The sequence below is a fragment of the Persicobacter diffluens genome (assembly GCF_036244895.1).
GTDB classification, from domain to species: Bacteria; Bacteroidota; Bacteroidia; order Cytophagales; family Cyclobacteriaceae; genus Persicobacter; species Persicobacter diffluens.
In genome coordinates this window covers 1,271,835-1,289,708 of the sequence record NZ_BQKE01000001.1, presented here as the reverse complement: position 1 = coordinate 1,289,708, position 17,874 = coordinate 1,271,835, and the positions used below count along the sequence as shown (strand labels likewise).

The 17,874-nt window shown below is 41.9% G+C and carries 16 protein-coding genes; 7 read left to right on the top strand and 9 right to left on the bottom strand.

Annotated features, from left to right (window positions below):
- Positions 1-316: 316 nt before the first annotated feature.
- From AAA970_RS05420 to AAA970_RS05410, 3 genes are all read left to right on the top strand, one after another.
- The gene (locus AAA970_RS05420) at positions 317-1,516 is read left to right on the top strand and encodes a saccharopine dehydrogenase family protein (RefSeq protein ID WP_053404418.1); all 1,200 of its coding nucleotides are present in this window, start codon (positions 317-319) and stop codon (positions 1,514-1,516) included.
- A gap of 63 nt (positions 1,517-1,579) precedes the next feature.
- Positions 1,580-2,716: a carboxynorspermidine decarboxylase gene (gene nspC / locus AAA970_RS05415; RefSeq protein ID WP_338236246.1), complete on the top strand. Its 1,137-nt coding sequence runs from the start codon at positions 1,580-1,582 to the stop codon at positions 2,714-2,716.
- A gap of 127 nt (positions 2,717-2,843) precedes the next feature.
- Positions 2,844-3,572, top strand: coding sequence for a hypothetical protein (locus AAA970_RS05410; RefSeq protein ID WP_338236245.1), 729 nt, complete (start codon positions 2,844-2,846; stop codon positions 3,570-3,572).
- Between the two features lie 486 nt (positions 3,573-4,058).
- On the opposite strand, the gene AAA970_RS05405 is transcribed toward AAA970_RS05410, so the two are convergent.
- The gene (locus AAA970_RS05405) at positions 4,059-5,522 is read right to left on the bottom strand and encodes an aminoacyl-histidine dipeptidase (protein WP_338236244.1); all 1,464 of its coding nucleotides are present in this window, start codon (positions 5,520-5,522) and stop codon (positions 4,059-4,061) included.
- 230 nt (positions 5,523-5,752) lie between these two features.
- Positions 5,753-6,760, bottom strand: a complete 1,008-nt coding sequence (locus AAA970_RS05400) for a hypothetical protein (protein ID WP_338236243.1) — start codon at positions 6,758-6,760, stop codon at positions 5,753-5,755.
- 421 nt (positions 6,761-7,181) lie between these two features.
- Between AAA970_RS05400 and AAA970_RS05395 the strand changes: the two genes are divergently transcribed.
- Positions 7,182-8,099: a DMT family transporter gene (locus tag AAA970_RS05395; RefSeq protein WP_053404413.1), complete on the top strand. Its 918-nt coding sequence runs from the start codon at positions 7,182-7,184 to the stop codon at positions 8,097-8,099.
- A 276-nt stretch (positions 8,100-8,375) separates the two neighbouring features.
- On the opposite strand, the gene AAA970_RS05390 is transcribed toward AAA970_RS05395, so the two are convergent.
- Positions 8,376-9,137 (bottom strand): XRE family transcriptional regulator, encoded by a 762-nt coding sequence (locus tag AAA970_RS05390; RefSeq protein WP_053404412.1) that lies wholly within the window; start codon positions 9,135-9,137, stop codon positions 8,376-8,378.
- A 142-nt stretch (positions 9,138-9,279) separates the two neighbouring features.
- Positions 9,280-10,212 carry an alpha/beta hydrolase family protein gene (locus tag AAA970_RS05385; protein ID WP_338236242.1) on the bottom strand — a complete coding sequence of 311 codons (933 nt, stop codon included), beginning with the start codon at positions 10,210-10,212 and terminating at the stop codon, positions 9,280-9,282.
- Between the two features lie 113 nt (positions 10,213-10,325).
- On the opposite strand from AAA970_RS05385, the gene AAA970_RS05380 reads away from it, so the two are divergent.
- Positions 10,326-10,742 carry a (4Fe-4S)-binding protein gene (locus tag AAA970_RS05380; RefSeq protein ID WP_338236241.1) on the top strand — a complete coding sequence of 139 codons (417 nt, stop codon included), beginning with the start codon at positions 10,326-10,328 and terminating at the stop codon, positions 10,740-10,742.
- Positions 10,743-11,138: 396 nt separating this feature from the next.
- Here the strand turns inward: AAA970_RS05380 and AAA970_RS05375 are convergent, their stop codons facing one another.
- The 5 genes from AAA970_RS05375 to AAA970_RS05355 all read right to left on the bottom strand — a co-directional run bounded on the left by AAA970_RS05375 (position 11,139) and on the right by AAA970_RS05355 (position 15,931).
- A complete protein-coding gene (locus tag AAA970_RS05375) occupies positions 11,139-12,035 on the bottom strand; it encodes a PhzF family phenazine biosynthesis protein (RefSeq protein ID WP_338236240.1) in 897 nt (298 codons plus the stop codon).
- A 35-nt stretch (positions 12,036-12,070) separates the two neighbouring features.
- Positions 12,071-12,964 carry an IS1595 family transposase gene (locus AAA970_RS05370; protein WP_338236239.1) on the bottom strand — a complete coding sequence of 298 codons (894 nt, stop codon included), beginning with the start codon at positions 12,962-12,964 and terminating at the stop codon, positions 12,071-12,073.
- A gap of 526 nt (positions 12,965-13,490) precedes the next feature.
- Complete coding sequence (locus AAA970_RS05365; RefSeq protein ID WP_338236238.1) at positions 13,491-14,348, bottom strand: MBL fold metallo-hydrolase; 858 nt, start codon at positions 14,346-14,348, stop codon at positions 13,491-13,493.
- An 83-nt stretch (positions 14,349-14,431) separates the two neighbouring features.
- Complete coding sequence (locus AAA970_RS05360) at positions 14,432-15,379, bottom strand: acetyl-CoA carboxylase carboxyltransferase subunit alpha (RefSeq protein WP_053404407.1); 948 nt, start codon at positions 15,377-15,379, stop codon at positions 14,432-14,434.
- Positions 15,380-15,613: 234 nt separating this feature from the next.
- Entirely contained in the window at positions 15,614-15,931 is a 318-nt protein-coding gene (locus AAA970_RS05355) for a rhodanese-like domain-containing protein (protein WP_338236237.1), read from the bottom strand.
- A gap of 115 nt (positions 15,932-16,046) precedes the next feature.
- On the opposite strand from AAA970_RS05355, the gene AAA970_RS05350 reads away from it, so the two are divergent.
- The gene (locus AAA970_RS05350; RefSeq protein ID WP_053404405.1) at positions 16,047-16,463 is read left to right on the top strand and encodes an OsmC family protein; all 417 of its coding nucleotides are present in this window, start codon (positions 16,047-16,049) and stop codon (positions 16,461-16,463) included.
- A gap of 130 nt (positions 16,464-16,593) precedes the next feature.
- The gene (locus AAA970_RS05345) at positions 16,594-17,784 is read left to right on the top strand and encodes a trans-sulfuration enzyme family protein (protein ID WP_338236236.1); all 1,191 of its coding nucleotides are present in this window, start codon (positions 16,594-16,596) and stop codon (positions 17,782-17,784) included.
- Positions 17,785-17,874 lie beyond the last annotated feature (90 nt).

Here is a 17,874-nt window from a genome sequence, read left to right as displayed (position 1 = left end):
AATGGCCGGGTCTTCATATAATCCAAACCTCCCCGCATTCCATTAAGTTCTTTTTACGCTTTATTCTCCATTAAATTTCTTTAAGAAGGACATGAAATTTAGTCGTCAAACCAAATGTAGGCGAAAAAAAGTGATTTCCATCAGGAATCATATCTTTATTCAAGCCTATAAACAATAAATATTGTCCCTTACTATTATTCTATATCACCTTTTTTTGAACTTTGTGAATTTTTCATTAAGGATTCACTTGCAAATCGACGCTTTATCTTATATTGCGCCCAAAATATTTATAGTTCTTTAAAATCCTAATCACCATATGTCTAGAGTACTTATTATTGGTGCAGGAGGCGTGGGCAACGTTGTTGCTAAGAAATGCGCTATGCTTCCGGAGGTTTTCAGTGAGATTATGCTCGCTAGCCGTACAAAGTCTAAATGTGACAAAATCGCTTCAGAGATTAAAGACCGAACGATTCACACCGCACAGGTAGACGCCGATAACGTACCTGAACTTGTTGCCTTGATCAATGAGTTTAAACCAGCAATGGTTATTAATGTGGCACTTCCTTATCAGGATTTGACCATCATGGATGCCTGCCTGGAAACGGGCGTGCATTATCTGGACACCGCCAACTATGAGCCAAAAGATGTGGCCAAGTTTGAATACAGCTGGCAGTGGGCCTATATGGATCGTTTCAAAGAAAAAGGCTTGATGGCTTTATTGGGTTGTGGTTTTGATCCGGGAGTTACCGGAGTTTATACCGCCTATGCCGCTAAGCATCATTTTGATGAAATGCATTATTTGGACATTGTAGACTGTAATGCCGGTGATCACGGAAAGGCTTTCGCCACCAATTTCAATCCGGAGATTAACATTCGGGAGATTACACAGAATGGTCGATTTTATGAAAATGGAGATTGGGTAGAGACCAAGCCATTGGAATTCCATAAGCCTATTGACTATCCAAACATTGGAGCGCGTGAATCCTATTTGTTATACCACGAGGAGCTGGAATCATTGGTAAAAAATTTCCCAAGCATTAAACGTGCTCGCTTCTGGATGACTTTCGGGCAGGAATACATTAAACACCTGGAGGTGCTACAAAATGTAGGAATGACTTCTATCGAGCCCATTAAATTCCAGGGCCAGGAGATTATTCCACTGGAATTTTTGAAAGCATTGTTACCGGAGCCTTCCTCTTTAGGGGAAAACTATGAAGGAGAGACTTCTATCGGTTGCCAGATTAAGGGCGTAAAAGATGGTAAGGACCAAACTTACTATGTATGGAACAACTGCTCTCATCAGGCGGCTTATGATGAAACCGGCGGACAAGGCGTAGCGTACACCACGGGCGTTCCTGCCATGATTGGCGCCATGATGATGCTCACCGGAAAATGGAATAAAGCCGGGGTTTACAATGTGGAAGAGTTTGATCCGGATCCGTTCATGGAGCAGTTAAACATCCACGGTTTACCATGGCATGAGAAAGTAGGCCTAGAATTGCCTCACGAGTATTAATATTAAAACATTTCTAAAAAGGGCAGGCGCAGGCTTCGCCCTTTTTTTGGCTAAAAACTAGCAATGGAAAATATTTTGGACCAAATACCTTCTCCATGTTTTGTGCTGGAAGAAGTGAAACTACGGGAAAACCTCCGGATCATTCGCCATATTATGGATCAAGCGGAAGTAGAATTTATTGTGGCCTTTAAGGGCTACGCCATGTGGAGCAGTTTTCCAATTCTTCGGGAATATATCAATACCTCCACGGCCAGCTCACTGCATGAAGCCAGACTTTGTTTCGAAGAAATGAAGAACAAAGCACATACCTATGCGCCCGCTTATTCCCCTTCTGAAATTGAAGAAATTCTTTCCTACTCTTCTCATATTACCTTTAATTCTTTAAGTCAATGGGAAAGGTTTAAAAAACAAAGCCTGGCAGCAGGGGTGTCTCCCGGACTGCGGGTAAACCCTGAATATTCCGAGATTGAAACAGATTTGTATAATCCAGCTTCCCCTACCAGCCGACTGGGCATGCAAGCCAAGCATTTAGCAGATGGTCTGCCGGAAGGCATTAAAGGCTTACACTTTCATGCGCTTTGCGAAAATAACAGTTTCACCACCGAGAAGGTGATCGCTGCCTTTGAAGCAAAATATGGGCATTTTTTTAACCAACTGGAATGGGTGAATTTTGGAGGTGGTCATTTAGTGACAAAAAAAGACTACGATCATGCCCATTTAATCCGGGTGCTGAAAAATTTCCGGGCCAAATATCCGAAATTGAAAGTCTATCTGGAACCGGGAAGTGCCTTTGGCTGGGAGACCGGATTTCTAAAATCCACGGTCATGGATGTGGTTGAAAACGGCGGCTTTGAAAACCTGATCATGGATGTTTCCTTTACTGCCCATATGCCGGACTGCCTGGAGATGCCTTATCGCCCGGCCATCAGAAATGCCCATGAGGACAATAGCGGAAAATTCCATTACCGTATTGGGGGAGGCAGCTGCCTGGCCGGAGACTTTATGGAAGAATATGGTTTTGACCAAAAAATGGCCATTGGGGACACCATTATTTTCGAAGATATGATTCATTATACCATGGTGAAAACGACCACTTTCAATGGCGTGCAGCATCCATCCATTGGAATGATCGACCGAAATGGTCAGTTTCAACTGATCCGGAAATTTGGTTATGATGATTATAAAAATCGACTTTCCTAATTCCCGATCGTCTAATCATTTTCATGTGAATATTCGCCTGACAGATGGCCTGTTGGGCGTTTTTTTATACATTTGTTAACAGTAAATCCTGAACGCCTTCACATAGCCTACATAAATTTAAGATCAAATGAAAAAGTTAGTTTGCTATCTAGTTTTATGTGTATGCCTGGCGACTCAAGCTTTTGCCAGTGGTTTAGAAGAGGGTATTTATCTAAGCTTTGAGGATTTTCAGCATAACCGCCCGCAGATTTCTCTCAATGCCCTGAGTACGGAGAGCCAACAACTCCTTGCTATCCAAACCAATAACCCCATGATGAAAATCGACAATTTGGTTTTAGGACAACAAGCGCCCTTTGAACCCATTGATTTAAATACCATTTGGGGGCTTACAATTGGAGACCGTACTTATATCGTTAGCAAAGCACACAGCAGAACTTCCGGTAAAAATGCGATGCTGTATCTATGTAAATTATACCATATGGAAAGCCAATTGATGGCCTATACCATGTCGCTAAAGCCAAGAGGGAAAAAATCCACAGGCGGCTATGGTGGCCCTTCTGTTTCCTTTGGCGTAGGCGCTTTTGGGCCGGCTATGGCAGGAGGAATTTCCACCGGAGGACGACCCATGGGATCCTCAGTTGATCCTGGCTATCACGACATTAAAAAAGTCGAATATTGTCTGGATATGAACACTGGGGATATTTTTAATAAAAGTGAATCCCCGAAGAAATTGATAAAAAGAATGAAAGCGATTGATAATTCCCTTCAGGACAAAAAAATCAATAAGGATAATCTGGATTTTTATCTTCATTTATTTAAAGATCAGAATCCCTTTTCCTTCTCAAAACACAGTTAGAGGGTATTTAAAAGCACACTATCCGGTTGCAAATGTTGGCTTTTAAATACCTTCTTAACTATTACGACCAACCAATCAACCTTTTAAGGCCATCTTTCAACGATTGGCCTTTTTTTATTCCCCCAAAAAATGCACTTAAGCTGAATTTTATAGGCTTAAATACTCCACTAACTGCAATGCAGGAAAAATAAATGAATTTCTCCTATTTTGAGTTTTTCCAACAAAGCAGATGAATGAGAAAAAAGCAATAGCACCCAAATTCGGGCTTATAACAAATCATCAAACACAGCCTTATCGAATTGAAACTAACCCTTTAAGATACCCTCCTGAATCTGTCAGTGAATAATTCGGGTAAAAGTAAGATCTCTTGTTAGTATTATTGAATCTGGCGATCCATCATTCGGCTTATGTTAAGTGCAAATTTAATAGGCAAAAAAAAAGCACCACGACGAAGTGATGCTTCTCTATTTTTTGTCAGCTAAAGCATTATCCTTTTGCCGGAATATTTTTTAGAATCTCTAATAAATAATCCCAGAAACGGGTCACCGTAGCAATTTCCACCATCTCATCCGGAGAGTGAGGATTTTTAATGGTAGGTCCAAAAGAAACCATATCCATCCCGGGATAAGCTTCTCCAATGATGCCACATTCCAAGCCAGCATGTACTGCATTTACGGTTGGATCATAACCAAATTGTGCCTTGAAAAGTGTCTCCATTTCTTTCAATACCGGAGAAGCGGGGTTCGGTGCCCAGCCTGGATAAGAACCACTGTGTGTTACTTTACAATCCAGCAAACGGAAAGGTGCGCCTACTGAACGGGCCACATCATCTTTCCCACTATCCACGGAAGAACGCTGTAGCGTCAGCACTTCTAACTCCCCATTTCTGGCCGAAACTCTGGCCAGGTTAGTTGAAGTCTCCACCAGGCCTTCTATATCATTACTCATGCGAATAACGCCATTTGGACAGGCCTGAATCGCGTTGATGAACTGTTTTTGGAACTCTAATTCCATTACGGGGCCATTGGTTGTCACTTCCTCCAGCACAACCTGAATACCGCCATCAGCTTTAGCATATTCTGCCTGGAAAATCCCCTCCTGCTCTTTTACATGCGCTTCAAAAGCGGTAGCCTTATTCGCCAACACCGCAACCACTGCGAAAGATTCTCTTGGGATGGCATTTCTTAGGCTACCTCCATCAATTTCGTGAATGCGCAAACCATAAGAGCCGTGGGTAAACCACAAAATACGGTTCATCAATTTATTGGCATTCGCCCGGCCCAAATGAATTTCACCTCCTGAATGACCTCCCTTTAGGCCTTTCAAAGAGATTTTGTAAGTTTTATAACCTACCGGTAATTGCTCCTGAACGTACGATTTGGTCGCTGTGGTATCTACGCCACCGGCACAGCCAATGGTCAACTCTCCTTCATCTTCCGTATCTAGGTTCAGCAAAATTTCTGCCTGCAACAAGCCGCCTTCCAGGCCAAAAGCCCCAGTCATGCCCGTCTCTTCATCTACGGTAAACAAACACTCAATCGGTCCGTGTTCCAGGGTATTATCCTCTAGCACCGACATCATTGCCGCCACTCCAATGCCATTGTCTGCTCCCAAAGTAGTGCCCTTTGCCTTTACCCAATCGCCATCGATAAATGACTTAATGCCTTCACTATCAAAATCGAAGTCGGTATCTGCATTTTTTTGGTGCACCATGTCAATATGCGACTGAAGCACCACTGTTTTTCGGTTTTCATATCCTGCCGTAGCAGGTTTACGCATAATGATATTGCCTATTTTATCCTGAATGGTCTCTATGCCATGTTGCTTTCCAAAGTCAAGCAAAAATGCAATTACACGCTCTTCCTTCTTAGAGGGGCGAGGTACCGCATTCAGTGCTTCAAAATTACTCCAGAGCATTTTTGGCTCCAGATTCATTACATCCTGATTCATAACTTTGTGTTTATGTCGTCCAATTGCGGGGAATTTACACCCTGCTCAAAAAAGTACAGTGCAAATTAAAAGGTTTTTCTTTCTCGCACTAATTCCGAGGAAAGCTTTACGCCTATGGTTGGAAAAGATTTTTTTCAACTTGAATAGCGGCACGCAATCGGTGAGAAATAGGTAGTCAAGAAAACCCATTCCAAAAAAAAGCCGATCAAATGATCGGCTTCACTGTTTTTTTATCTTACCCGGAACGGAACCGTCCCAATTGAATAATCATCTATATAAAACTCTGCCTTGTACTCTCCTTTCTCAAAGATTTCCTTATTAGGAAGTAAGAAAGAAATCGTTTGGCCCGTATTATCAAAAAGAATTTCCTGATGTAATGAATAAACCATTAATTCATCCTTCACCTTAAATTCTCCTGAAGTCCCATCCGGATCCATAATCAGCTGCCCGTCTCCATCAATTAAACGGAAATAAACCTGATGTCCCTGCACATTGGCCACTTCATTAATATCTAAAACAATGGTAGCGCGTAAGAAATCCAACTGACGCAATCGGAAAGGATTTTCATAAACTTTATCTCGTTTATTTAACCCTTCCACAACTATAGATTTCGCTCTGAGCTTTTGAGCCAGTTCCAATTTCTCGGAAATTTTTTCCTTCTCCTGGTTCAGGCTTTTAAAATTAGCCTCCATATCATTTTGCTTGGTCTTCAGCTCCTGATTTTCCACCAACAAGCCTTCATTCACCGTCTTCAGTTTTAAAATCTCTTCATCTTTCACTACCAAAAGCTGCTCATAGCCTTTTAAACGCTTTTGAGACTCCACTAACTTGTATTTTAAAGACGACAAGGCATTATCAATCATGTCTTTTCGCTGTTCTGGAGAATATTTCGACTCCGGATCCTGCTCCTCACCTTCCATCGTCAGACTTTGTCCCTCCCTCATTGGCAATTGACGGCCATCCAACAAATACAAAATTTCGGCAATTTGATCCAACTCAGATTCCAACTGCACTTTTGCTCTGTACAACTCTTCGGACTGTCCATTCAGCGCCTCTATCTCCTGAATCCGATCCTCATATAAAGTGTGCATAGAATCCAATGACTCATAAGAAGCCCTTAATGCTGCCTTATTTTCATTCAATTCACGATTTTGACGATTAAACTGAAAAGTAGTTACCAATGTAATGGCTACCAGGGCTACCGTTACCAGAATAATCCACAGTCTTTTTCGTTGCATTTTTTGCTGATTTGTTCGCGACCCTTGAATTTGGTCCTTTAATTCTGTGTTGTCTTTTGTCAATTGATCCTTATCCATACCCAATAATAAACCTTGACCATGCCAAGGTAAAAAGTTCTTTATAATCTCCCAGCGTCCCTTAAAAAACAAAACGATCTGTTTTGCAAATTAAAGGCAGAATAGGCATTTTTCCTATCATATACCCATAAAAGGGTACTTCAAGTAAGATTAGTGCATCCTAGCTAAATATTTTGAAATAAAGCGAATTTTCTACCAAAAAAAACCTAATCAGGCTATTTTATGCCTTTTCTAGTCCAAAAAACAAGTCTTTTCTTGGCCTACTCTTACATTTTCTTGCACAACAACCTTTATTTTTCAATAATTGTGTCAAAAATCCTACATAATCTACAACATAATTTCCATGGGAAAAAACAATAATAAAAAAGGAATTTTGTTTGCCTGTACAACTGCCGCCTTATGGGGCTTTCTGGCCTTGGCTATTAAATTCGCCACCCAATACATCCCGCCTTCTTCTATCATCTGGGTGCGTTTTTCCATCGCTTTCCTTATTCTGGGAATGTTTTTAGGATTCCGCCAGCCTGCACAGCTCAAAATTCTCCTACGCCCCCCTTTTCTTCTAATTATGGCAGCCCTATGCCTTTCATTTAATTATTTAGGTTATGCGATGGGGATCGACATTATTTCTCCAGCAGGCGCTCAGGTCATTATTCAGATGGGGCCGATGTTGCTAGCAGTGGGAGGAGTCTTTTTCTTTAAAGAGCAGCTCAGCAATGTACAACTTTTGGGTTTTGGGGTAGTCTCCATCGGATTTTTCCTTTTTTACCGACATCAAATCACAGCCCTATTTGTAGGACAGGAGGAGACTTTCCTTTTGGGAGCACTTTGGGTGGTGGGAGCGGCCATCACCTGGGCGGTTTATGCATTATTTCAAAAACAGTTGGTCAGAACTTATCCCCCACAACAACTCAATCTATTTCTTTATGGCCTACCAACTTTACTCTATATTCCGGTTGTGGAATTTAACAGCCTTATTGCTTTGGACGGTTTTGGATGGTTATTAATGCTTTTTCTTGGTCTCAACACACTGGTGGCCTATGGTTGCCTTTCGGAAGCCCTGAAATATACAGAAGCGAATAAGGTCAGTGTGATTATCACCCTGAACCCTGTCATCACCTTTGCAGTTTTGGCATTGATGCAATTTTACGAACTTCAGTGGTTAAATGTCCCTAAAATGGATTTAAGCACTGCTTATAGTGGCCTGGTCATTCTCCTAGGGGTGGCAATGGTTGTTGGAAGCCCTAAAAAGAAATCTGCTTGAACTAAATCAGGATAAAACTCTGCATTTTATAGAAAAATAAGATTAGAAAGCAAATTATTAACCGTCTCAAAAACAAAAAATATCACATATTCCTTTGATAATTAGAAAGTATGTAATTGCCTATGAAAGTATTTACGCGATTGAATCACGTTATTCATATCGATTAGTTTAGTTTGTATCGCCTGATGTGGTAGTCAGGCGATTTTTTTTAGCATTTGCCACAAAAAACAAAAACCTCCCGAATGGAAGGTTATTTATCAATCAAATATTTAAAATTTACGCATCAAAAGCGCCAACGTGGTCCAAAATCTTCTCGACCAGGCTGGTGTCGGATGGCGAATCAAATTGGATCAGGGCATGAAATTCCCAGGCTTCTTTTATGGAAGTTAAATCCACAAAATAGGGTTCATAAATCGGGTTCAGAGAATAAAACATCATCTTATCGGAAGCCCCTTTCGCCTTGGCCACATTCTTACAGACCACGCCATCATCTGAAGTCGCTAAAACGTAAGTCTTTCCATGCTTGAGGTAATCTATATTCTCCACATATTTTCCAACGAAAATGGATCCGTTTGGAAAATAGGGTTCCATCGAATCCCCACTGATCGGAAAGGCACGATAAGTCCCATTTTGAGTATTAGGAATCGCAATTTTTTGTAGATCCTTTAAATATTCCGGATCATTATATCCTTCCAGATAACCTGCTTTGGCCTCCGTAGAGACAAAATCCACATTTTCATTCCCCTCTTTATCGAGAGAAATCGTCAGAACACGATCCAACGGTTTTTGCAATGAATTTTTATCCTGAGAGGACAGATTCTCCAAACCCACTGCCATGATATCTTCCCTGATGAGCTCATCAATGGTAATTCTGTAATGATCAGCAATCTTGGTCAGCACTGCGAAGTCCGGCTTGGTCTTTCCTACTTCATAATCCTTATATGTTGATCGCTTCAGCCCAATAATTACGGAAAACTTCTCCTGTGTAAGCCTCTGAGTTTTACGCAGGTATTTTAAGTTGTTTGCAAAATGATTCATGCAGGGAGTAAATTTAAAGCTCTACCTCAATTCCCAAAAGGCCCCCCTGTCATGATGGAGCACCTCCTGGTATTTTCAATTTTCAAGATAGGAAGAATCCACGAATTGTCGCACTTATCACCTAAAAAATAACGAGATATTATTACATCTGCTCCGACTTTTGCTCCCATTTTTTCAGCCACTCCACCACCATAGGGAAATGATCCTCAAGGCATTCTCTGGCAGTCAACATATCCACGTGACCATAATCTTTTAAATTACCATTGGCTTTGGAGAGCAAAACAAATTTATCCTGTTCTCCTCCAACCTCCTCCATTAATCGTCGAACATCTTCCGGATGGCCCAATACCTTATCGCTTTTCCCTGCCAGGTAGAGCGTCGGGGCGACTTTTTGCGCTTTAAGGCCTTTCTGGTAATCAAAACCATCCACCGGATCCCACCAAGGACTCTTTCGAACCCATTCGACCACCTGCAAATAATACTGCAGCGGTTCATCATCCGCCCCTATGCCTAATTGCCTTACCGGGAAATAGCCTTTTCGTTGGCTATACCATTTAAAAAGACGATTCCAGAACAAATCGACTTTAAAAAATCGTTCCATATTCCTGACCAAAAGAGAGCGCTTACTCCCAAAATATACCTGACTACTCACGGGCAAACCAGGAAACCTCCCTAATAAAGAAAGTAACAAAACACCACCCCAGGAATGCCCGATAAAGTGAATGGGCCAATTGGGGCGCAAAGTCTGCACCTCTTGTAGTAATGCCGGAAGCTCCTCCACAATAGCATGGTGCTGATCCGTTTCAAAACCTTTTGCTATTTTTGGGATACTGCCCCCCCTGCCGGAAAGGTCGGGCACAAAAACATCAAAACCTACCTTGGCCAAATAGGGAGCCAGCCCTCTTCCCTTTTCATTGTAAAAAATCCTACCATTTTCCATTGATCCGTGAAGCGCAAAGGCCACCGGCCCATTCTGATTTTGGTAAATTCTTTTCATATGCAGACGGTGATGCCGAAGAGGAATCATCAGGCTATCCATATGAACAATCTGCTCAATTGGGCTCGAAGTTTTCATTTTGGGAAGTTTATCTTGGGTTTATATCACACAAGAATTTACTAAATATTGAATCATTTAAACAACCACTTTTTCCAGCAAGACGTAAATATTGTTGTAATTCATCCCTAATTATGCCATCATCCATCAAAGAATATCAGAAAGGTAATACCATTGTCATTTGGAATCCCGATTTATGTACGCACTCTGCGAATTGTGTAAATGGATTGGGAAGCGTTTTTAATCCTAACGCCAAGCCTTGGATAAATGTGGATGGAGCTTCTGAAGCGGAAATTAGAGCTCAGGTAGGTAAGTGTCCATCCGGAGCTTTGAGTTTTAAAGTCGCTGGAAGCAATGCTGTAAATATCGATAGTTCGACAAAAATGACGGTGGTGAAGGGTGGACCCATTCTTTTTGAAGGAGAATGTGAAATAATTGGCGCAGATGGAAACACGAAAAAATTAAAAAAAGGTGCACTATGCCGCTGTGGAGCTTCAGGGAATAAGCCCTTCTGCGACGGAAGTCACTCCAAGATAACTTTTGATTCCTAGTTCGTTTAATTGGGCGAAGGAGGAGCCCTGGCTGAAGAGCCAAATATCTTTCGCGAGATAACTCCTAATTCTCTAATGATTGCTTTTTCTTTCTGTTTATCAGAAAGGTGGCACGGTAGCCTGATGGATACCGTGCTTTTTTCTTTTACCTCACTTCTGAAAAATGCCTTTGAAAAAATTAATTAGGTGGAATTATGGATACTTAAATTCTCCTTTAGCTGCGCGGTAGAAAACGAGGTTATCGCTCCCTATTTAGAGTTTTTCCAAACTGACCGATGAAATTGAGCAAACAAGCTTAATACAATTTGAGCTATTTAAACAGCTGAAAGATTAATCGCATTTCACGGACATTAACCCCTTAGTGTGAATCTCTTTATCAGGTAGCGAATATTCGGGTTAATTGGGCTGATTTTTTGGGGTACAACTATATTTTCGTACTGTTCCTCCCACCCAAACCCCATTTCCGGTTTGCGTATCATACCTCACCTCCAATGCGGAGGCGGTGGGCAAGTGCTCCGCCTGTAATATCTTAAAAGAAAAGGAAGTAGGCTCATATCTAGCCCTCCAAAAACCACCCAAAGCGGCAGCGGCAGCACCAGTTGCCGGGTCTTCGTAAACTCCACCCACAGGAAAGAGATTCCTGGAATAAAATAAAGCTTTGTCTTGTTTGAATAGCAGACTAATAGTCAACAGATCTTCTTCCAACATAAGATTTCGGACTCCCACAAAATCATATTCGATTTCCTGAAGTTTAGCGCGAGAATTAATAAATATCAAAAGATGATTGGCCCCTGCATTTGCAATTACCGGCTGTTGATTCCGATCCAAATCCCCTGGAAAAAGATCACTTAAATCCATCATCTTCCTCACCAAGGAAGCCTCTGCCGGCCGATGATGGCAAGGAGGAGAAAGAAATGAAACCCCAGCTAACTGACCCTGTTCCAATATGCGGGCCTGTACCTTCACCTGACCGGCCTTCGTTTGGAATAAAAAATTACCCGCTCCCTGCTCCCATGCCAAATGAGCCCCTGCGGCCAAAGTCGCATGACCACAAAAAGGGACTTCCGTTTTGGGGGACCAATACCGAATTTCCCATTCCTTATTTCGCCCCATAATAAAGGCCGTCTCCGAATAGCCCAACTTATCAGCGACCGACAACATTTCAGCATCAGAAATCAAATCAGAGACCTGAAAAACGCCAGCAGGATTCCCCCCTTCTTGCCCCAAACTAAAAGCTGCATAATGCGAAGCATTTTCAAGCATTTGGTGATGGATAAATTCGTTTCCCTGCATACTGGATATATCTATTAAATTACAGAGGTCGATAGTTAGGTGCATAAAATTTGAGTCTGGTAGATTTTTTCTGATCTAATCATTCTCGAAATCAGATTATGGAAGATCGTTTCTTTTGTTTGTGAGCGATTTAATCGGTAATTGAATTCACTTAAATACCGATCTACGTGCTTTTTACTCACCCATGAAAAGGTTGTTCGAACCCAAGATTTGACCTGGTGAATCATCGTGTGTAATGCTTTGAAATTCATTCCATTTTCACTTTTAATCTGGGTCAATGAATAATCTTCAGCAATTGGATCATACCCTCTCCATTCATCTGCTGTAACCTTTGCATTTGGTGATATATGACGATCAAAAATCTGCCTCAACTCCTTACTGGAATAGTCTTTTATTCTCATCGAATACATACGTTTCACTTTTAAATCCTCCGTTAATTCAAGTGCACAAACAATCTTTTTCTTCTTGGTATGATAGCTACGGCCTATTTTTCCATTTTCCTTTCCTCCAATCACAAATTCGTCAACGTGGACAGTACCCTGCATCGGATGTTGTTCACTTGATTTCATTGCCTCCCGAACTTTGTGCATAAACATTCTCGCCGTTTTTTCGGTGATTGAATACCTTTTAGCCATATATCTGGCAGAAAAACTCTTAGTCGATGTAGACATTTCGAAACAAATAAAAAATGCCTTTCTAATACCAAATTTAACTTTGTGAAAAAGTGTATTTGCCGTTGGTGATTCTGTATGGCTACATTTATTGCAGGTACGAGCGTGATTCTTCCGAACCTGACTTGCTCCATGGCCACATTTTCTACAAGTAAAACCATGGTCCCATTTTTGTTCCGCTAAATATTCCTGGCACTCTAAGTCTGATGGGAATTTCGTTGTAAAGGCAATAAGATCCTGTCCCTTGAAAATTTTCATGATTGTATGGCTTTTACAGTTATAACAACCTATTTCAATATGTGTTTACCTACCGACCTCAATTAAATTATTTATCATTCACCGCCAAAACCCTTTTTAGCCTTCCAAAATTTCTATCTACCCCACAGCCCCTTATAAAATTTAAGCCGGATTGTTCCTGCTTATATCCTCACTTAGATGCATGAGGAGAAGAATGATGGAAAAGTTCTCTCATTCAAATTTTTTCCAATGTAGCAGAAGAATAAGTATAAGAAGAAAGCAAGCTTGCCCAAATTTGGACTCTCCATAAATCAGCAAACACATGCTTATTGAGCTAAAAATAAGACATTTAAGATAAGCTACTAAGTCTAGCACTGAAAAATTGGAGTTAATTTTCCATGTACCCAGGCCAAAGAGCTTTATTTATTGCAACGAATACGACCAAAATAAAGACAAAAAAGGGAGTAGCACTATTTATGATGTCCTACCCCCTTTTATGTCGTTGGCTTATTTAAGTATTATTATTCAAACCAAAATCTTTGTTAAGCTAAGCCATTTCTACTCCTTCCAAAGCTTCAGCCAGGCTCATTCGTTCATTTAATCTAACGCCTTTCTCTGTCATTTTCACGGTACAAACCTCCCACTCCAGGTCGTGCTCCAGAAATAACAAGTAATTTCCTTCCGCTGCTTCCTGCAAAAAGGTATGCTTCTCATCCATGGTCAATAAAGGGCGTGTATCATAGCCTACTACCCAAGCCTGAGGCACATGGGCTGCTGTTGGGAGCAAATCAGCCATAAACACCACCGTGCGATCCCCTACTTTCAACTTAGGCAACATTTGTTTTTCAGTATGCCCATCACAAAATACGATCTCAAAGGGCAAATCGTGTCCATCCTCCACAAAATGAAGTTGTCCTAAAGTTTTCAGGGGCAATATATTTTCCGGAAGAAAGGAAGCGCGCTCCCTTGGGTTAGGATTGTCCGTTGCCCAGTCCCATTGCCCCTTTGAAGTCCAATGCTTAGCATTCGGGAATTGATAAGCAGGCTGCTTTTCTTCCCCCACATGAATAATGGCTCCTCCGGCATGATCGAAATGGAAGTGGGTAAAGAAAACATCTGTAATTTCTTCCGGCTTCACCCCCAACTTTTCCAAAGAGCCCAAAAGAGATCCCTCTCCCGAAAGAAAATAGAAACTAAAAAACTTCTCCGACTGCTTATTACCAATGCCGGTATCCACTAATATCTTACGATCACCTTCCTCAATCAGCATGCAACGCATGGTCATGGGAAGCATGTTATTCTCATCCGGTGCAATGGCTTTACTCCATAAGGACTTAGGGACCACCCCAAACATGGCGCCACCATCCAACTTAAAATCTCCGGTATCTACCGCATGTATCTTCATATCTCTGCTGTAATAAAAAATAAAAAAAGCCGTATGGAGTTTATCACTCTATACGGCTTTTCAATATAATTAGAAAATATTCATTATTCCACTACCACGCCCATGTCTGAGAATTTGTCGATACGCTGGATAATGCGATCGCTTTCCGACATAGCACTCAATTCTTGAACGGTACTTAAAATTTCCTCTTTCAGAATCTTGGACATCGCTTTTAGATCCGTATGCGCCCCTCCTAATGGCTCCGGGATAATTTTATCCACCAATCCAAAGGACTGCATATCTTCAGCTGTTAATTTCAATGCCTCAGCCGCCTGTTCTTTGAACTCCCAGCTTCTCCAAAGAATGGAAGAACATGATTCGGGAGAAATCACAGAATACCAGGTATTCTCCAGCATCATCACGCGGTCTCCAATGGCGATACCCAAAGCACCACCCGAAGCTCCTTCGCCAATCACAATACAAATTACCGGCACTTTCAAAGAGAACATCTCTTTCAGGTTACGGGCAATTGCTTCTCCCTGTCCTCTTTCTTCTGCCTCCAATCCCGGATAAGCACCTGGAGTATCAATCAAGCAAACAATCGGCTTGTTGAACTTCTCCGCCATACGCATCAAGCGCAAAGCCTTACGGTACCCTTCAGGGTTGGGCATACCAAAACGACGTTCCTGACGTTCCTTGGTATTTCTACCTTTCTGCTGACCGATAAACATGAAGGTCTCCTGGCCAATACGACCAAATCCACCTACCATGGCTTTATCATCTGCTACTCCGCGGTCTCCGTGAATCTCAATGAACTCGTCGGTGATCTCATGGATGTAGTCAAAGGTATACGGGCGATCAACGTGGCGAGAAAGCTGCACACGCTGCCAACGCGTTAAGTTACGGTAAGTCTCCGTCTTAAGCGTTTCAATCTTTTCCTCTAATTTGGCGACCGCATCGGAAACATCTACACCGCTATCCAGTGCCAGTTGTTTCATATCTGCCAGCTTGGTCTCAAGCTCGACTATGGGTTTTTCAAATTCCAAAAGCATATATTTATTGAAGCCTGTTTCAAAATGAAGACACTAAGATATGTGGTTTTTCCTTAAGATGCATCACTGATTTTTATCAGAAAAAATAACCACAAAAGCACCTCACTAAACAACAGGCTGATTATCAAAAGATCAACGATTTAATTTAATGCTAATTCGGCTGATTCCCTAAGCGAAAAAAATCTTTTTCAGGAAACCCGCGCCTTTCTACGCACCCAAAATCGTTAGATTATTCTAGTACTGGACGATGCTATCGTCAATTTCCCGGCCATATGCTAAAATACCGCCAACCAAATTGTACAAATTATCATAAGCCTCATTATCCTCCAAATATTCGATGGCGGTGGCGCTTCTTTTACCGGAACGGCACATCACGATCACCTTCTTATCTTTGGAGATTTCATCAGCACGGGCCGCTACCTCTCCCAAAGGGATCAATTCCCCATCAATATTGGTCAACTCATACTCATGATTTTCACGAACATCTACCAGCTGGAAATCCTCTCCGGCATCTTTCATCGCCTTTAAGTCCTGTACTGTTATTTCTTTCATGGTTATAGATTATTTAGTTTTTATTTAAATGGTTCGGCATGAAGTTATGCAAAAATGCCTAAAGCTTTCTACTTTTACGAACATTTCATACTACAATAACCAAATAATTTGTCTTATGAGTCTGGAGCTTCATAGAATCAATGATGCCTACCATATGGAGGCTAAAAATGCTGATGGCAACACTTTAGAAATGGACGGTTCGCCCGAAATTGGAGGTGAAAACAAAGGGATGCGCCCGATGCAATTGCTACTGGCTGCGGTAGCCGGTTGTTCCTCTATTGATGTGATTTCCATATTAAAAAAGCAGCGTCAGGAGTTAAAAGACCTAAAAGTAGACGTAAGTGGAGAACGTGAACCTGAGGGAAAGGCCAACGTCTGGACAAAAATTCATTTACACTATAAACTTTGGGGTAATTTGAATGAGAGTAAAGTCGCCAAAGCCATTGAGCTTTCTAATGAGGAGTATTGCTCGGTAGGAATCATGCTTTCCAAAACGGCCAAAATCACTTATACCTTCGAAATTTTTGAATAGAAATTCTTCTTTTTCCCAAAGGAAGTTTTAACAGTAACAGCCTCCTAGCCTTTTTTCACCATTAGGCTGAAATTTTGGTGCTATCTTTTGAGGAAGCTTTATTTTGCTTTCGCAAAAATGATTATTTGACATGGACAATCAACAATTCGAAACGAAGGCAATTCGTACCCAAACGGCCAGAAGCCCGCACGGAGAACATGCCGCTCCTATATATACGACCAGCTCTTTTGTATTTGAAGATGCAGAAGATGCCCGCGCTCAATTTGCCAATGAAAAGGAAGGCGACATATACACCCGCTATTCCAATCCCAATAACAATGAATTGGTGGAAAAGCTTTGTGCTATGGAAGGCACGGAAGACGGCTTTGCAACAGCTTCCGGGATGGCGGCGATGTTTACCTCTTTGGCGGCATTTGTTGGTCAGGGAGATCATGTATTGGCCAGCCGATCACTCTTCGGAAGCACGCATCAAATTCTGACACAGATTTTACCTAAATGGGGCGTTTCTCATACTTATGTGGACGTGAGCACACCTATTGAAGAATGGGAGCAACATATTCGTCCGGAGACCAAGATGATCTTCGTAGAAACTCCATCCAATCCTGCTTTGGACATTCTGGATCTGGAAGCATTGGCGCAGCTGGCCAATAAACATGGTATTATCCTGAATGTGGACAATTGTTTTGCTACGCCTTACCTTCAGAATCCAGCCAAGCTTGGGGCGCATATCGTTACCCATTCCGCAACCAAATATATGGACGGGCAGGGACGAACCATTGCGGGGGTAATCTTGGGAAAGGCAGAACTTATTGAGAAGGTTAGATTCTTCGGTAGACATACCGGACCCGCATTATCTCCCTTTAATGGATGGATCATTTCTAAATCCCTGGAAACCCTGGCCATCAGAATGGAGCGCCACTGTGCCAATGCACTGGATTTGGCGCAAACGCTGGAATCACATGAAGAAATTAACTGGGTGAAATATCCGCACCTTCCCTCTCACCCACAATATGAATTGGCCAAAAAGCAGATGAAGCTGGGTGGCGGAATCGTATCCTTTGAAATCAAAGGAGGAGTAGAAAGGGGAAGACGCTTTTTAGATGCTTTGCAAATGTTGAGCCTTACCGCCAACTTAGGGGATAGCCGTTCCATTGCCACGCATCCCGCCTCTACCACGCACTCGAAGCTAAGCCCGGAAGAACGACTGAACGTAGGCATAACCGACGGACTTATCCGTATTTCTTGCGGACTGGAACATATTCAAGACATTATGGCCGACATTCTGCAAGCTATTGAGGTTAGCGCTGAGGTTCAGGCCTAGGAAAGTGCCCAATAAAGGGCAAAATGAAAATCAAACAGCTTAAGCCGTTTTATGATAAGCGGACACTATTCAGGTACTGTCTAAAAAAGC

Bases quoted from the DNA above. Each gene is read 5' to 3' on its own strand.
- AAA970_RS05420 (WP_053404418.1), top strand. From the start codon at position 317: ATGTCTAGAGTACTTATTATTGGTGCAGGAGGCGTGGGCAACGTTGTT.
- nspC (WP_338236246.1), top strand. From the start codon at position 1,580: ATGGAAAATATTTTGGACCAAATACCTTCTCCATGTTTTGTGCTGGAA.
- AAA970_RS05410 (WP_338236245.1), top strand. From the start codon at position 2,844: ATGAAAAAGTTAGTTTGCTATCTAGTTTTATGTGTATGCCTGGCGACT.
- AAA970_RS05405 (WP_338236244.1), bottom strand. From the start codon at position 5,522: ATGAATCAGGATGTAATGAATCTGGAGCCAAAAATGCTCTGGAGTAAT.
- AAA970_RS05400 (WP_338236243.1), bottom strand. From the start codon at position 6,760: ATGCAACGAAAAAGACTGTGGATTATTCTGGTAACGGTAGCCCTGGTA.
- AAA970_RS05395 (WP_053404413.1), top strand. From the start codon at position 7,182: ATGGGAAAAAACAATAATAAAAAAGGAATTTTGTTTGCCTGTACAACT.
- AAA970_RS05390 (WP_053404412.1), bottom strand. From the start codon at position 9,137: ATGAATCATTTTGCAAACAACTTAAAATACCTGCGTAAAACTCAGAGG.
- AAA970_RS05385 (WP_338236242.1), bottom strand. From the start codon at position 10,212: ATGAAAACTTCGAGCCCAATTGAGCAGATTGTTCATATGGATAGCCTG.
- AAA970_RS05380 (WP_338236241.1), top strand. From the start codon at position 10,326: ATGCCATCATCCATCAAAGAATATCAGAAAGGTAATACCATTGTCATT.
- AAA970_RS05375 (WP_338236240.1), bottom strand. From the start codon at position 12,035: ATGCAGGGAAACGAATTTATCCATCACCAAATGCTTGAAAATGCTTCG.
- AAA970_RS05370 (WP_338236239.1), bottom strand. From the start codon at position 12,964: ATGAAAATTTTCAAGGGACAGGATCTTATTGCCTTTACAACGAAATTC.
- AAA970_RS05365 (WP_338236238.1), bottom strand. From the start codon at position 14,348: ATGAAGATACATGCGGTAGATACCGGAGATTTTAAGTTGGATGGTGGC.
- AAA970_RS05360 (WP_053404407.1), bottom strand. From the start codon at position 15,379: ATGCTTTTGGAATTTGAAAAACCCATAGTCGAGCTTGAGACCAAGCTG.
- AAA970_RS05355 (WP_338236237.1), bottom strand. From the start codon at position 15,931: ATGAAAGAAATAACAGTACAGGACTTAAAGGCGATGAAAGATGCCGGA.
- AAA970_RS05350 (WP_053404405.1), top strand. From the start codon at position 16,047: ATGAGTCTGGAGCTTCATAGAATCAATGATGCCTACCATATGGAGGCT.
- AAA970_RS05345 (WP_338236236.1), top strand. From the start codon at position 16,594: ATGGACAATCAACAATTCGAAACGAAGGCAATTCGTACCCAAACGGCC.